At 39.0% G+C, this 15,392-nt stretch carries 11 protein-coding genes and 1 pseudogene; 9 read left to right on the top strand and 3 right to left on the bottom strand.

The features are described 5' to 3' along the window. Positions 1-9: 9 nt before the first annotated feature. Positions 10-867 (bottom strand): ParA family protein, encoded by an 858-nt coding sequence (locus tag EFB00_RS12925; RefSeq protein WP_122647294.1) that lies wholly within the window; start codon positions 865-867, stop codon positions 10-12. A gap of 741 nt (positions 868-1,608) precedes the next feature. On the opposite strand from EFB00_RS12925, the gene EFB00_RS12920 reads away from it, so the two are divergent. The 8 genes and pseudogenes from EFB00_RS12920 to EFB00_RS12885 all read left to right on the top strand — a co-directional run bounded on the left by EFB00_RS12920 (position 1,609) and on the right by EFB00_RS12885 (position 10,676). Next, complete coding sequence (locus tag EFB00_RS12920; protein WP_122647293.1) at positions 1,609-2,385, top strand: sulfite exporter TauE/SafE family protein; 777 nt, start codon at positions 1,609-1,611, stop codon at positions 2,383-2,385. Positions 2,386-2,562: 177 nt separating this feature from the next. Continuing rightward, entirely contained in the window at positions 2,563-3,441 is an 879-nt protein-coding gene (locus tag EFB00_RS12915; protein ID WP_164709494.1) for a tyrosine-type recombinase/integrase, read from the top strand. Between the two features lie 441 nt (positions 3,442-3,882). Next, a pseudogene (locus EFB00_RS12910) lies at positions 3,883-4,284 on the top strand (ABC transporter permease subunit); the annotation flags it as partial. 11 nt (positions 4,285-4,295) lie between these two features. Beyond that, on the top strand, positions 4,296-5,219 hold the full coding sequence (locus EFB00_RS12905) for a carbohydrate ABC transporter permease (RefSeq protein WP_122647291.1): 924 nt from the start codon (positions 4,296-4,298) through the stop codon (positions 5,217-5,219). A gap of 18 nt (positions 5,220-5,237) precedes the next feature. Continuing rightward, on the top strand, positions 5,238-6,707 hold the full coding sequence (locus EFB00_RS12900) for an ABC transporter substrate-binding protein (RefSeq protein WP_122647290.1): 1,470 nt from the start codon (positions 5,238-5,240) through the stop codon (positions 6,705-6,707). A 151-nt stretch (positions 6,708-6,858) separates the two neighbouring features. Then, entirely contained in the window at positions 6,859-7,494 is a 636-nt protein-coding gene (locus EFB00_RS12895; protein ID WP_122647289.1) for a YesL family protein, read from the top strand. Continuing rightward, positions 7,466-9,202 carry a sensor histidine kinase gene (locus EFB00_RS12890; RefSeq protein ID WP_122647288.1) on the top strand — a complete coding sequence of 579 codons (1,737 nt, stop codon included), beginning with the start codon at positions 7,466-7,468 and terminating at the stop codon, positions 9,200-9,202. Before EFB00_RS12895 ends, EFB00_RS12890 begins: the two co-directional genes overlap by 29 nt. Continuing rightward, positions 9,195-10,676 carry a response regulator transcription factor gene (locus EFB00_RS12885; RefSeq protein ID WP_122647287.1) on the top strand — a complete coding sequence of 494 codons (1,482 nt, stop codon included), beginning with the start codon at positions 9,195-9,197 and terminating at the stop codon, positions 10,674-10,676. Before EFB00_RS12890 ends, EFB00_RS12885 begins: the two co-directional genes overlap by 8 nt. Positions 10,677-10,755: 79 nt before the next feature. Here EFB00_RS12885 and EFB00_RS12880 read toward each other — a convergent pair whose 3' ends face one another. Next, complete coding sequence (locus EFB00_RS12880; protein ID WP_122647286.1) at positions 10,756-12,894, bottom strand: GH92 family glycosyl hydrolase; 2,139 nt, start codon at positions 12,892-12,894, stop codon at positions 10,756-10,758. Next, positions 12,884-13,936, bottom strand: coding sequence for a GntR family transcriptional regulator (locus EFB00_RS12875; RefSeq protein WP_122647285.1), 1,053 nt, complete (start codon positions 13,934-13,936; stop codon positions 12,884-12,886). Before EFB00_RS12875 ends, EFB00_RS12880 begins: the two co-directional genes overlap by 11 nt. A gap of 155 nt (positions 13,937-14,091) precedes the next feature. Here EFB00_RS12875 and EFB00_RS12870 point away from each other — a divergent pair, with 155 nt between their 5' ends. Next, a complete protein-coding gene (locus EFB00_RS12870) occupies positions 14,092-15,381 on the top strand; it encodes a glycoside hydrolase family 125 protein (RefSeq protein ID WP_122647284.1) in 1,290 nt (429 codons plus the stop codon). Positions 15,382-15,392: the final 11 nt, after the last annotated feature.

Below are 15,392 nucleotides of genomic sequence, written 5' to 3'. Positions count from 1 at the left end.
CTATCCCCCCTACTCGGTTTCTGCTTGATCGCCGTTCAACCACTCGATATGATTGTCCAATTCGTTGAGTATATCGATGAAAACAGCGTGTGCTTTTGCATCCCAGATATCAAGATTGCCGTTTTTGTAGACATCTAGTGTTATTCCGGTCCCATCGTAGCGTTTTAAACGACTTTGGTTCAAAACAACGGTATTTAAAAGATGGTATCCATATAATTCTTTGGCTTGTTGATACACTTCTTGGTCCACAGCATCTCTTTTTTGCATCATGAATGGAATGATTCCTACGATTTCAAGATCAGTATCATAGGTTTCTACAAAAAAGTTCATATAATCGATATATGATTGTGCTCCTTTAAGTGATTTCACTTGGGTTTGCAAGATAATGATCACGTATTCTGCCGCATACATCGCACAGTTACTATAAGTAGAGATTGTTGGCGGTACATCAATATAAATGACATCATAGATCTCTTTCAGAGGCTCGATCAAACCTGCAAAATACTTGAATTGTTCTAGTTTGTTTCCTTCAAAACGTTGGATCAAATAATCTGGGAATTCGCTGAATAAGATATTTGCCGGGATCAAATCCAGATTTGGCATGATCGGATAGATACATTCATCGATTGGTGCCCCTTGTACGGCATCCCAAATTGTTTTTGAAAATTCGATTCCTTCTTCTTGGAAATTTTCTGCGGTCAGTTGCATAACATCACTGGTATTTCCTTGAGGATCTAAATCGATGATCAGTGTTTTACGTTCTTTAACAGCAGCGCTTTCAAATCCAACCATTTGAACAGTTGTTGATTTACCTACACCGCCTTTAAAGTTACCAATGACAAATGTTTGTGCTCGTTTGGATTCCATACTCTTCCTCCTATATAAAAAGGTAAACCTTAATTACCGTATAATTATTTCTTTAAGCGTCTTAATTGAAGTTTACCACATTATATATAGATTTGCAATATAAAAAAGTAAACCATAATATTTATGTAAAAAGGTAAACCGTATATTATTGAAGTTTACTTTATATGTTACAAATAAAGGTTTACTTAAATTTTTAAAGTAAACCTTTATTTTAAAAAAGTAAATCTTATAATTAAATATAAAGTTTACCTTTATTAAGAAAATACTTTAACAAAAACTTCGCTATATAGGCATTTTTGAATAAAGTTTACTTTAATTAAATAGGTATACCTTATCGATAAATATTTAACTTACCTTAAATTTTAAAGTAAACTTTTATTATGAATATATAGTATACTTGATTATATAAAAGTTTATTGTAACTAAGTCGATGAGGTAAACTTCAATAATTAAAGTAAACCAAATATTGCGGTTTACCGAAAAAATTAAGTTTACCTCAATTCTATATAAGGTTTACTTTAATAAATAAGGTAAACTATAAATAGATTTTTTTAATTGTGGTAAACCTTAAATAAAATATACAAGGAACTCTGAAAAGAGAATTTACGATTTAGTTTAAGGTAAATGGACGCAGCTTATCAATAGAAATTTTGGAATGGATGGCAATGATTGAAAACGTTTGTTAAACTAGATATAAATGTTTTGTGATGGAGAATATAGAGTCAAAGAGGAGGCGACATAATGATAGGACTCATATATTTTTTAGTGATTATTTTCGCCAATGCTTTAGGAGCTATTTCAGGTATGGGAGGCGGAGTGATCATTAAACCGATATTCGATTTTGTGGGGGCGCATTCAGTTGCTGCGATTTCTTTTTATTCATCGGTTGCAGTTTTTACAATGGCCATTGTGTCTACGCTACGTCAATTAAAAAGTGGGTTGCGGATGGATTGGAAGGCACTCGGGTGGATCTCGTTTGGTGCTGTGGCAGGCGGATTTTTAGGAAATATTGCGCTTGATTATTTCTTGACCATCTTTAACGAGAAAAAAGTAAACTTGATTCAAATCATCCTGACGGTTTTGACGCTATTATTTGCATTCTTTTATACAAAGTATGATTGGAAAAATTTCAGATTAATAAATATCAGCTGGTATGTGGTTTCTGGATTGGTATTAGGCTTTCTAGCCAGTTTATTAGGGATTGGTGGGGGAGCAATCAATGTTTCTTTGCTGATGCTGATGTTCTCGATGCCAATCAAAGAAGCTACCGTCTATTCGATTGGTACTATTTTTTTCTCACAATTAGCAAAGATTCTTACGATTGCAGGCACCACAGGATTCAGCAGATTTGATCTTACAATGTTGTATTTTGTTGTACCGGCAGCAGTGTTAGGCGGACTTTTAGGAACGAATCTGAGTATTATTTTTTCACCTAAACGAGTAACAACGGTTTTTCAAGGAATCATTTTTCTGGTTTTACTGATCAATGTCTATAATGCCTGGCAATTATTCTATTAAGTGAGACGCCTTTAGAAAAGTATGCTGATCAAATCCCATTTGCTGAAAAGCAATGGGATTTTTTTGACCATAAAGCTTATTTACTGGCTATTTTTCCTTAATAAATCAAGGAATATGGTACAATCAAAAAAAGTACCGCAAATTCAAAGCAGCCAGAAAGCAAAAGGAGGTTTTTTGATGGCTTTTTATAAAGAAAAAGAATATGTTGATTATTTGACGATCAAAAAAGAATTGACTGATTTATCATTGGAAACTTATTTGAAAGCAATCCGTGATTTTTTTGCCTATATCGAAACTGCCGGAACCGGGTATCAAGATGTACAAACCATCGATAATATCACTGAACATGAAGTTCGGCTTTATTTAAATTATCTTGTGCGAATAAAAGAAGACGGTGGCAGAGGTTTTTCTTATAATACACGGGAGCGTCATTTATCGATTTTGCGCAGTTATTTTGAATTTTTGATGAAACAGCGTTATATCCATGAATTACCAACACTTGGTTTGAAGTTAGAAAAAGTCAAGAGTAAGCCAAGTCGGAGAGTGGAGTTCAAATGGTTGGGCGAGCTTCCTCGCGTTTTGGAAAACGAGACATTGACGATGGAAACTAGATTGGCATTACTGTTGATTTCTAAACGCGTTACAATTGCTCAAATGACTATGGCGGGTTTTTCCGTTCGCTTGAAAACTTTTTCTTTTTCTCCGGAAGAAGAACGTTTTATCCATAAATATATGAACTATGTACAACCGCTACAGAACAAATTTGAAAGCCCAGATTTGTTTTTCAAGTCCACTATGCGTAAAAATGCAAAAGGGGAGGTACCTGTTTTGATGTCCCGGACAGCATTGAATAAGTTGATTGCCAGAGAACAAGCACGGATCGGTTTTCCAGTGAATCCGACACAATTGATTCGAGAAGCGACGTTAGCCTATATTCAAGAGCATAGTGATAAGTCAGATGCTTTTTTGATGGATGCATTGAATATTACCTACCCATATCTAAAAAATTTACAGAAACAGTTAGTAGTTAATGGAGAAAAGCAGGAGACGGACTAATGATTTAAGATTATAATAGGAAGATACAGCGCATCCTGTTAGCAAAAATTTCATCATATTTCATCATATTGTAGCGCTAAGTAAACAAATCCATTTTGTAATTGATCTGATCATTTATCTTTGATCAGATCTTTTTTCATCTGTACATCCTATAGGTATTGATAAATCTTGTTCTGAACCTGGATACTTGGATTTGAGCATTGATTGTTAGAATCTTGTTGCGAAAAGCGATGAAGCTCACCGTTTTTTTTCGTTAATTTTTCAATTTCGATAAGTCATTTACAGATTTACTCATCAAGATGGGAATCAAATAAGAAGTTCATGGGAAATAAGCTAGATAACCCGTTCTGTTTTTTTTACAGATAAATGTTCAATACTTCTCAAAAAATAGCTGTTCTATCAAGTGTTTTACCCATTGTTTATCCTTGTTTGAATGTTTGAAAAGGGCTCGGATACAACAGTATTATTTACTATGCTTCTGTGATGGGGATCGATCCAACATACTATGAAGCGGCAATGGTGGATGGTGCCAACAAGTGGCAACAGATAAAAAATGTGACGATTCCGCAGATCGTACCGATGATGTCTGTTTTATTGATCATGAATATCGGCGGTATTTTCCGAGCGGACTTTGGTTTGTTTTATATCATTCCACGAAATTCCGGTGCACTATATAATGTAACATCGGTATTAGATACGTATGTATATAATGGTTTGACTGCTACAGGAGATGTTGGGATGACAGCAGCAGCAGCGCTTTATCAATCTGTTGTTGGGGCCTGCCTACTGTTGATCGCCAACCAAGTAGTTCGTAAAGTTGAACCAGATTCAGCATTATTTTAGGAGGAACAAGCATGACAAAGAAAAAAGTTTATAATGTAAAGGTTCGCTCCTTCAATCCAACAGCTAACTTGATTTTTAATATTCTTATCGCACTTTTTGCACTTTCTTGTGTGTTGCCGTTCTTTTTCGTTATCATCATTTCCTTGACGAGTGAAAATTCGCTGGCGTTAAATGGCTATCGTTTCTGGCCAGCAGAGTTTTCAAAAGCGGCATATGAATACGTCTTTCAAGGAGCGATGAGCGGCAGAATTCTTCGGGCATTGGGAGTTACCGTATTTATTACAGTATTAGGAACGGTAGTGAATTCGTCAATGACTTCATTGTATGCCTATGCGATTTCTCGTTCGAACTTTCCGTTTCGCCGGTTCTTCACGGTCTTTGCTTTGATCACGATGCTGTTTACACCAGGGATGGTGGCAAATTATTTGGTAATGACGAATATGCTGCATTTGAAAGATACGATCTGGGCACTGATCTTGCCATTGGCATTAGGACCTTTCAATATTTTGGTAATGCGGACTTTCTTTAAAAAGACTGTACCAGACAGTATCATCGAATCCGCACGTATGGATGGCGCTTCAGAAATGAAGATTTTCCTTAAAATCGTTTTACCATTAGCAGTTCCAGGAATTGCCACGATCAGTTTGTTTGCGGCACTAGGCTATTGGAACGATTGGTTCAATGCATTGCTTTATATTCAAAATGAAAATTTAGTACCTCTACAATTTTTATTGATGAAGATCCAAAACAATTTGGAATTTTTATCTCGCAGTACCGGAATGGCGGCAGAGGTCTCCGGTGGACTGGCCTCGTTGCCTAGTGAATCGGCCAGAATGGCTATCGTTGTGTTATCAACATTACCGATCGCTTTGACTTATCCATTTTTCCAACGTTATTTTGTGGGTGGGTTGACTATCGGCGGTGTCAAAGAATAAAAAATGGGAGGAATAGAAATGAAGAAATGGCAGAAAATTTTAGGTTTTGCCGGAGCGACTGCATTGACGTTAGGTTTGTCCGCATGTGGAAGTTCTCAGGCGAATGACTCATCAGGAGGATCAAAAGACGGTACGCCGACTTTATTGATGTATCTTGTAGGGGATAAACCAGATAATTATGATAAACTGATCGACAATGCAAATAAAATCATTGAAAAAGAAATCGATGCTAAGTTAAAAATAGAATTTGTTGGTTGGGGCGATTGGGATTCGAAGATGTCTACTGTTGTGGCTTCAGGTGAAAGCTATGATCTTTCTTTAGCCCAAAACTATGTGGTAAATGCGCAAAAAGGTGCTTACGCAGATTTAACTGAATTGGCTCCAAAATTGGCGAAAGATGCTTATGATCAATTACCAGAAAGCTATATCAAAGGAAACAAGATCAACGGAAAATTATACGCATTTCCAGTATATGGCAACGTTTACGGGCAACAAGTGCTGACCTTTAATAAAGAACTTGCGGATAAATACAACATCGATATCAGCAAAGTGGGCAATAGCTATGAAAGCGCAACGGAAGTCTTGAAACAATTCCATGAAAAAGATCCTAACACTGCCGCTTTTGCGATTGGCCAAAGCTTCCGTACAGGTGGGAATTATGATTACCCAATCGGTAAAGATTATCCATTTGCAGTGAAGATCGATGAATCAGGTTCACCAAAGATCATCAATCAATACCAAGATCAAGAATTGATCGACAATCTGAAAGTCATGCATGAATGGTATGAAGCAGGACTGATTCCAAAAGATGCCGCAACAAGTACGCAACCTTATGACCTAGATAAAAATACTTGGTTTATGCGTGAAGAAACCCAAGGACCTATGGATTACGGCGATACAACATTGACGAACGCTGCCGGTAAAGAATTAGTTTCTAAACCTTTGACAGAACAATTAAAATCAACGACACAAGCCCAAATGGCGAACTACGTTGTAGGAAATACGTCTAAAAACAAAGAAAAAGCTGTGGAATTGTTGGGCTTATTGAACAGCAATCCAGAATTATTGAATGGTTTGGTCTATGGTGTGGAAGGCGAACAATGGGAAAAAGTTGGTGACAACCATGTGAAATTATTAGATGGCTATAAACCAAATACACACTTGGCTGCTTGGAACACAGGGAATAATATGATCCTTTATACACCAGAATCAGTTACAGATGAAATGATCAAAGAACGTGATGAAAATATCAAAAATTCTGTTGAATCACCAATTCTTGGCTTCAACTTCAAACAAGATAATGTGAAAACAGAGATCACAAATATCGCAAATGTCATGAATCGATATGTTTCAAGTTTGTGTACAGGAACAGTCGATCCTGAAGAAACACTGCCAAAATTAAATGATGATCTAAAAACAGCCGGTTGGGACAAAGTACAAAAAGAAATGCAAAAACAACTGGATGAATTTCTTGCAGAAAGCAAGTAATAACTAAAAAGAAACACATTCAAGGCTGATCAGGATATCTAATCTATATAACGAAGCAGTTTGTATACTGTTGCGTTACTAGTATAGTTTGGATATCCATCGCCTTGTAATTTGCTGCATCCTTTGTTATACATAGAAAAGAGGAAGAGTCATGGAAAGTACAGGGATTCAACGCTTGTTTTATCTTAGCTGGACAGTCATAAAATTGAATTTATTTTTTGTCATCTTATCTTTTGCCGGGGGAATTGTCTTAGGGATCGGACCCGCTTTTCAAACGATCTATGACCTGCTGGAAGAAGCGCGGATCAACTATCAAGAAATAACCTTTAAAAAAGCATTCACTTGCTGGAAACAGAATTTTAAAACGAGCAATCGAGATTTCCTTGTATTTGCCGGGGCTTTCTTTATTGTTGCATACAATCTTTATCTTTCTCTTCAACTGACAGGCCTGTTGTGGCTGCTGATTGATTTTCTCCTTTTATTTATCTTACTATTGCTAGGTGTGATGTATCTCTATATGATACTTTATGAAACGAGTTATACGATCGGCTTTAAAGATTTGATCAAACTAGCATTTATCAGTGTCTTTTTGAATTTTGGTGTTTTTCTAAAAGTCGTCTTAGGAGTGGCTAGTATCTTGTTGATCAGCTGGAAATTCAAAGGATTGCTGCTTTTTGCAACATTTGCAATGATCAGCATGTGGTGCGGCTATACAACAAAAAAAAACCGTGCGCTGATCGATGGAAAGTTGGAGACACATGAAACGAATTATAAAGAAGCTTTTTAAAAAAGAATATTTAATCAATCAATTGATGCAGATTTACAGCTTACTGTTAGTAGGAATCATCCTACTAACGGTAGCTGCTTCTTGCGTTTTTATAGGGCATAATACGCATGTTTCACTAGATACCAAAATGAACGCAGTGGTCTATCAACTGGACAACTATATCGCGAATCAGAAAAATGTGATGGACGGAATATATACAGATCTAGTCGGCTCACAAGCCAAAGTAGAAAATCTCCGCAATTACCTGAGGATGACGCCCACTGAGTATTTTGATTATACGGCTGAAGCATGGGAAATCAATCAAACAGATGTGCGGTTTCCGTCGTTACTGCAGAATCAGTTTTTTACATTCTCAGATCTTTCCGCAATTTATCTCAGTTTAGATGAAGCAGAAGGAACCTATCTGCGAGCGGATCGCTTAATAAGAAATGGGCAGAAAGTAAGCGGACAGATCCCTGAGCCGGAAGGACTGACAATGGTACGGGTCATTCAGAACCAGTACACAGGAAAGCCGCTGGGAACGATCTATGGTGTATTTTCACGAGAAGCGGCACTTGGCAGTTTGGTAGAGACAGTCGCTGAGGAAGGGATCGATAGCTTCATTTTTAATGACGCGGGTGAACTGATGTTTTCAAATACTACGCAGACCTCTTCCAAAGAACAGCAACAATTGACGAAGGCAGTCCAATCAGGAGAAAAAATCACACCATTGTTTTCTAAAAAATATTTTGTTCGTGTCAATTCAGACAGCGGTCAAGCTACCGTTATCTTATTAACAAGCAAACGATTGTTTTGGAAAAATGTCCTCCAATCTTCTACGGTGATTTTTCTTGTAGGAAGTCTAATCGCAGGTATCTTGTTGGTGATCTTGCAACGGACATTTAAGCGTTATTCTAAGCAAGTGGCGATGATCGTCAATGTGACGGAGACTGTGAGCGAAGGGAATCTAAAAACAAGGATCGATCCTTCTCTGGTGCAGGGAGAACTGAACGATTTAGCGACAGCTATCAATTTTATGATTGCCAGTTTAGATCAATACATTGAGGATATCTACAATCTGGAAATCAAACAAAGAGACGCCAATATGCGAGCACTCCAATCTCAGATCAATCCACATTTTTTATATAATACATTGGAATATATCCGAATGTACGCCTTAAGTCGCCAACAGGAAGAATTGGCAGATGTGGTATACGCTTTTTCAGCATTATTGCGGAATAATACCTCTCAAGAAAAAACGACAAGTTTAGAAAAAGAACTCTCATTTTGTGAAAAGTACGTTTACTTATATCAAATGAGATATCCGGATCGCATCGCCTATCATTTTGTTATAGAAGATGCTTTGAAAAAGATTCAGTTGCCTAAATTCACCATCCAGCCATTGATTGAAAATTATTTTGTTCATGGAATCGATTATACACGCAATGACAATGCTATCAGTGTTAAAGCCTATATGGAGCAAAATCAGACTGTCATCAAAGTCATAGATAATGGCAAAGGGATGAGTCCTGAACGTTTGCAAGAAGTAATACAGAGCTTGTCAGATCCGGCAGTGGATACAGCGACCTCTATCGGACTTCGAAATGTCCATGAACGTTTGAAAAGTTTCTTTGGTTCCAGCTATTCTATGGAGATCGACTCTGATCAAATGGCGGGAACAATTATCACGATTCGATTCGTTTATGAAGGGACGTTTGACCATGTATAAAGTATTGTTAGTCGATGATGAATATATGATCTTAGAAGGCTTAAAGTACATTCTGCCTTGGCAGGAATTAGGTTTTGATATCGTTCAAACAGCGAAGAGTGCCAAAGAAGCGCTAGCGTATTTGAGCCAACATCCTATCGATTTGCTGATCACAGATATCACGATGCCTGAAATGAGTGGGATCGAACTAGTAGAAAACGCGCAACAGCAAGGACATCGTTTCTTCACTATTATTCTCTCCGGTTATCAGGAATTCGAATATGTAAAAAAAGGGATTGCTTTAGGAGTCAAGAATTACTTGGTAAAGCCGGTCGATAAAGAAGAGTTGAAGACGACCCTTTTACAAATTCGCCAAGAACTCGATGAACAAGCGGCATGGCAAAAACAGCAGAAAATTTTTCAGGAGACGGCTGTGCTTCGCTGGGTCCATGATGAAATGAATGAAGCTGAATTCCACACGTTGCAAAATCAAGTAGCCCAAAGAGTGACAGGACCATTCACACCCCTTGTTGCCCAAGGTTCTTTTGAAAATCTGCAGAAAATACAAAACTATTTTGATGCTCGTCGTCAAATGCTTTCTATCACTTCACATATATCGGAAAATAGTTATCTTTTGATTTACGAGGGTAGCCATCGTCAATTATTGCTGGACATCCATCATTTAGAAGAAAAACTCACTAGTACTTCATGGCAGCTTATTATCGGCGAAACAGTGACCGAGTGGGAAACGCTCTACACAAGTTATGAAAAAATCAAACAGATCCAATCATTGCAGGAATTTTATCCCGACTTGCTGCCAGTCAAAAATATTTTGAAAGTAGAAATGTCAGCAAAAGAGGAAGAGTTGCCTTTTTTATCATTCAACAAAGCACTGATGATTGGGGATATGGCGACGATTCGGCAGGAATTGGATCAAGTATTTGATGAACTGTTAAAAATTCAAGCACGACCAGAACATGTTCGGACTGTTTCATTTTTGCTGTTTATTGACTTGTATCGTTATGCTCCTGTGCTGACACCTGAAGACTATGAACGGATCGTAGCAAAGATACGGAAAAGCGAAACGATTCTTGAATTACGCCGCCTTTTCGATCAGATCTTAGAAGTGATCAAAGAGCAGCCGCAAAATAAACGCTATTCGGACACTATTCAAAAGGTGGTTTCAATCATCCATAAACAATCCGGCGAAGATCTTTCCTTAAAAACAATCGCTGAAGAATTACACTTGAGCGTTGTTTATTTGGGGCAATTATTCAAAAAAGAAACAGATTTGAGCTTCAATCAATATTTGAATCAAGTCCGAATCAAAAAAGCGCAGGAGATGTTACTGGAAACCCAACAAACGATCAATGAGATCTCTGAAGCAGTAGGGTATAATAATACCAACTATTTTTCTAAAATGTTTAAAAAATTAAATGGGCTGACGCCAAAAGAGTTTAGGGATATTTATGAAAAGGGGTATGAAGGGATTTGAAACTGTTTTTTATATGACTTATCTTACGAATAATCGAATAAAACCCCTGACGAAATCCGCTTCGTCAGGGGTTTTTGTACTAGGTCAAAGAAAACGGAATCTCTTCTTTTGTGTAAGTTTTTGGATGAGGAACGACCCCTAGTTGATAATGGATAGTTCCACCATTCGTTAGGTCAGCATATTCAAAGTAGAGGGCGGAGTGTTCTTTTTGATCCCGTATGATCTCTTGGATAAATTGTTGCTGCGGCAATGATGGATCTGCGGTGATGAATAGTTTTTCTCCGCTGGAAAGCTTGATCTCCGCTGATTTGACCAAAGGCATTCCAATGACATATTGACCAGAGCCGGGTGTTACAGGATAGAAGCCTAGACTATTGAAAATGTACCAGCCAGCCATACTTCCGTTGTCTTCGTCTCCTGGATAGCCGGTAGGGGACGAAGTGAAGGCTTGGGTCATCAATTGCTTCAGTACTGGTTGGGCCATTTCCGGTTTGCCGATATAGCTGAATAAAAATGGATAATGGAAACTTGGCTGATTGGAAATTGCCATTTGACCATACTCCAAAGCTGCCATCTCACTCATTTCATGGATCTCAAATCCATAGCCTCCTACTTGAAAGACCGGAGCTTGGTTGAATAATTGGATCAGCTTTTTCTCAAAAATATCTGGACCGCCGTATTGGGCGATCAGACCTCCAAAATCTTGATACACCGCGAAACTGCTTTGCCATGCGCTTCCTTCTGCGTAATCAGTACCCCAGCGATAGGGATCAAAGGATTCGCGAAAAGCGCCGTTTCGGTCTTTAGACCGCATCAAGCCTTCATGTTTATCAAAAAGTCGACGATAATTGAGCGCTTGCTGCATGTAGTGTTCTGTAATTTCGGTTTTACCTAAAGTTTTAGCTACTTGTGAGATACAAAAGTCACTATACGCATAGTCTAATGTATGGTTAACGGATTCATGGTAATCATTAGGAAGGTAGCCATATTTTAGATAATCCGTGGTTCCTTGCCGACCGTAATTAGGATTCTCACTTTGGACGGTTGCGCCTTTGATCATCGCTTCAAGAAATTCTGGCAATAGATCAGTTCGGATATCTTTTACGGCAGCGTCTGCGATCACGGCATCGATCAATGTGCCTGGCATCAAACCGCGTTCATCTGGAGAAAGCCATTTTGGCAAGAAGCCGGTCTCCCGATAGCTGTTCAAAAAACCTTCCAGCATTTCTTCGTATTTTTCGGTCGCGATCAATGAAAACAGGGGATAGACTGTTTTGTAGGTGTCCCAAAATCCGTTGTTGGTATATAAAACGCCTGACCGCACCTCTTTATGAAAAGTATCATAGTGGATCGCTTGTTTGTTTTCATTGCGTTCATAAAAGGTTTGCGGAAACAGAAAGACACGATACAGATTATGATAGAAGGTTTTTGTCTGTTCAATATCTTCGTGTTCTACTTTTAGCCGATCGAAATAGCTTTGCCATAGTTGTGTGCTGTTGGCTAAATAATCAACGGCAGTTTGTCCTTGTTCACGCTGCAAATTAAGCATCGCTTGCTCAGAACTGATAAAGGAAGTGCCTAAACGGATCACTTGCTGTTTGATATTGCCAAACGATAAGAGAATGTGTCCATCTTCTCCTTGTTCTTCCAGCGAACCTTGTAAAGGCTGTTCGCAATGTAAGACACCATAAAAAGTAAACTGGTCGTCTTCACTGCCGCTGAAATTGATCACTTGAAAAGCTAGATGATGAGGGTCGACTTGTGTTATTTGATATTTTCCCGGCAAAGTCAGCAACAATCCACTGTTATCTTTTGTATAATCAATGGTCAAAATACCGCCGTACATACTTGGAATCAAAGTCGAAGTGATCTGGTAACGGAGCTGTTTGATAGTCAGATGAGTAGGAGCAAAGCGGCTTTCTTGCGGCCGATAAGAGCTCTGGGCATGAAAAAGCGAAAGCTCCTCGAATGTACCGCTGACCGGTGTAAGCAACAAAGAGCTGAAGTCTCCCATCCATGGACTAGGCTGATGGGTGAGACGATAGCCTTGAAAGACCACATCTTCTGGGTGGAACCACCAGCTGCCTTTTTGGTCAGTGGTTTGCGGCGCGAAATAATTCATCCCAAAAGGAACTCCGGTATAAGGTAAGCAGTTCCCATGAGAAAAATTGTACTGATTGGCTGTTCCATGACGGGTATCGATTTGTTCAATGTTCATTTTCCTTCTCCTTTACTGAATTTCGTTTGATCAGTTGTACAGGTATTTTTTGATCTTCGGGCATTTGACCGGTCTCGATCCAATCGATCAAGCATTCTCCGGCCGTTTGTCCCAGCAGAAGAAAGTCTTGAGCAACAGTAGTCAGCGGTGTATCAATGAGAGCGGCCGCTTGGATATTATCAAAGCCGACAATTGAAAAATCCTCAGGTACGCTTTTTTGTTGCTGTTTGATCAGGCGCATGGCTTCGATCGCTACTAGATCGTTCTCGCAGACAAGGCCTGTGATCTCGTGTTCTTGAAGATACGGCAGCAAGTGATCAATGGTCGCTTCAGGATCATCCAAGAGTGTGTGAAATGTCAATGCTGCCTGGTTGATTGCTTGGATATATCCTAAGTATCGTTGGCGAACGGATTGTGGATGAAGATTTTGACCAAAAATATAAGCGATTCTTTGGTGTCCCTGCTCCGCTAAATAAGCGGTCGCGAGCTGTCCACCGGCTCGGTTGTCTGAAAAGACTGTTGGATAGGGCAGTTCATAGATTTTTTTATCTAGAATGATCACTGGATATTGGACCAGTGAAAGTTCAAAGAGCAGATCCAAATGCTGATCGGTATCAGTAGCATAATAAATCAATCCGTCGAATTCCTTTTGCAGGTCTTCGGCTTTTTTTTGCAAAAGAAAATCAGAGGTCGTCATAAGGACTTCATATCCTTTATTTTGCAAAACGGGGGCGAGGCCTTCCGTAAAATTTCCTACTGAAAGGTCATTGATGAAAGGAAGCAGAAAAAGCAGACGACGCGTAGGTTCCACAGAGGGGGTCGCAGTCGGCTTTTTCTGGACAAAACTGCCTTTTCCGCGTACGCGATAGATCAGTCCAGCTTGTTCCAGTTCGGTCAGTGCACGTTTTGACGTGATACGACTGACACCGTAAGTTTCTGAAAGTTCCTTTTCTGTCGGCAAACGATCACCAGAAGACAGCTCACCGTTAGATATTTTGTGAAGCAGATCATGAAAAATTGTTTTATATAATGGTTGATTCATAGTCAAACCGCCTTTTAATGATATATCATATTCTGATGATACCATATCAAATACAAAAGTAAATGCTTTTTTATTTCTTGGAAGCGTAGACAATCAGAAGGTCAAGAGGTATAATGAGCGGGTAATGATATATCATTTACTGGAGGAAAGAAAATATGGCATATAAAGATATACCAAAATCTGTTGAAAAATTTATGCAATCAATAACTGAAAAATGTGGTGAAGAACACCGAGATTGGGCGGAAAATTTCAATGCGGCCTTTGCTAATATGCTTTTAACTACTGTCAAAAGACAAGAAGATGGAACGACATTCTTACTGACAGGAGACATACCGGCGATGTGGTTGAGAGATTCTACCGCTCAGGTAAGACCATATCTGGTCATCGCTAAAGAAGACGATGAACTAGCGGAGATGATCTCAGGGCTAGTCAAGCGGCAGTTTTTCTATATCAATATCGATCCTTATGCTAACGCTTTTAACGAGACAGCAAATGGTGCGGGACATCAGACAGATCACACCCAAATGAATGACTGGATCTGGGAAAGAAAATACGAGATCGACTCACTTTGCTATCCTATCCAGTTGGCATATCTGCTTTATAAAAATACTGGACGGACGGATCAATTTAATGAATCCTTCGTGTCGGGTGTGAAAAAGATTCTAGATGTTTTTGCCACTGAACAAGACCATGCCAATTCTCCATATACTTTTGTCAGAGATACTGATCGGAAAGAAGATACACTGATCAATGAAGGACGGGGGGCGGAAGTTGCGTCTGTGGGACTGACTTGGTCGGGTTTCCGACCAAGCGACGATGCTTGTGTCTACGGCTATCTGATTCCTTCCAATATGTTCGCTGTAGTCGTTTTAGGCTATCTTGAAGACATCTTTGCGACGATCCTCCCAGAAGAAGCTCTCCTGCAGAAAGCTCATAAATTAAAAGAGGAGATCCAACAAGGCATCGAAGAATATGGTCGAACAACTAATCAAGAAGGTGAAGATATCTATGCTTATGAAGTAGACGGCAAAGGTAACGCTACCTTGATGGATGACAGTAATGTCCCAAATTTGATCGCTGCTCCTTATCTCGGTTATGGACAAATGGATGATCCCCGTTATCTGCGGACTCGCAAGACCCTGCTAAGCAAGGAAAATCCTTATTATTATGAAGGAAAATTCGCCAAAGGTATCGGTTCTTCCCATACGCCAGAAAACTATGTCTGGCCAATCGCTTTAGCGATGGAGGGGATGACGACAGAAGATAAGCAAGAAAAAGAACGGATCCTAAATCAATTAGTCGCTACGGATGCCGGCACCCATTTGATGCATGAGGGATTTGACGTAGATGATCCGAATCAATACACACGGGAATGGTTCTCGTGGGCGAACATGATGTTTTGCGAATTAGTGATGGATTATTTTGATATCCGTGTCGAAAAATAGGAGGAAAACAC

Source organism: Enterococcus mediterraneensis (genome assembly GCF_900604485.1).
Classification (GTDB): domain Bacteria; phylum Bacillota; class Bacilli; order Lactobacillales; family Enterococcaceae; genus Enterococcus_C; species Enterococcus_C mediterraneensis.
Note: the sequence above shows the minus strand (reverse complement) of the source record. Positions and strands in the feature narration are given on the sequence as shown.

Excerpts from the sequence above, each read along its gene's own strand:
- EFB00_RS12915 (WP_164709494.1), top strand. The coding sequence starts at position 2,563 with ATGGCTTTTTATAAAGAAAAAGAATATGTTGATTATTTGACGATCAAA.
- EFB00_RS12900 (WP_122647290.1), top strand. The coding sequence starts at position 5,238 with ATGAAGAAATGGCAGAAAATTTTAGGTTTTGCCGGAGCGACTGCATTG.
- EFB00_RS12875 (WP_122647285.1), bottom strand. The coding sequence starts at position 13,936 with ATGAATCAACCATTATATAAAACAATTTTTCATGATCTGCTTCACAAA.
- EFB00_RS12925 (WP_122647294.1), bottom strand. The coding sequence starts at position 867 with ATGGAATCCAAACGAGCACAAACATTTGTCATTGGTAACTTTAAAGGC.
- EFB00_RS12895 (WP_122647289.1), top strand. The coding sequence starts at position 6,859 with ATGGAAAGTACAGGGATTCAACGCTTGTTTTATCTTAGCTGGACAGTC.
- EFB00_RS12880 (WP_122647286.1), bottom strand. The coding sequence starts at position 12,894 with ATGAACATTGAACAAATCGATACCCGTCATGGAACAGCCAATCAGTAC.
- EFB00_RS12905 (WP_122647291.1), top strand. The coding sequence starts at position 4,296 with ATGACAAAGAAAAAAGTTTATAATGTAAAGGTTCGCTCCTTCAATCCA.
- EFB00_RS12870 (WP_122647284.1), top strand. The coding sequence starts at position 14,092 with ATGGCATATAAAGATATACCAAAATCTGTTGAAAAATTTATGCAATCA.
- EFB00_RS12890 (WP_122647288.1), top strand. The coding sequence starts at position 7,466 with ATGAAACGAATTATAAAGAAGCTTTTTAAAAAAGAATATTTAATCAAT.
- EFB00_RS12885 (WP_122647287.1), top strand. The coding sequence starts at position 9,195 with ATGTATAAAGTATTGTTAGTCGATGATGAATATATGATCTTAGAAGGC.
- EFB00_RS12920 (WP_122647293.1), top strand. The coding sequence starts at position 1,609 with ATGATAGGACTCATATATTTTTTAGTGATTATTTTCGCCAATGCTTTA.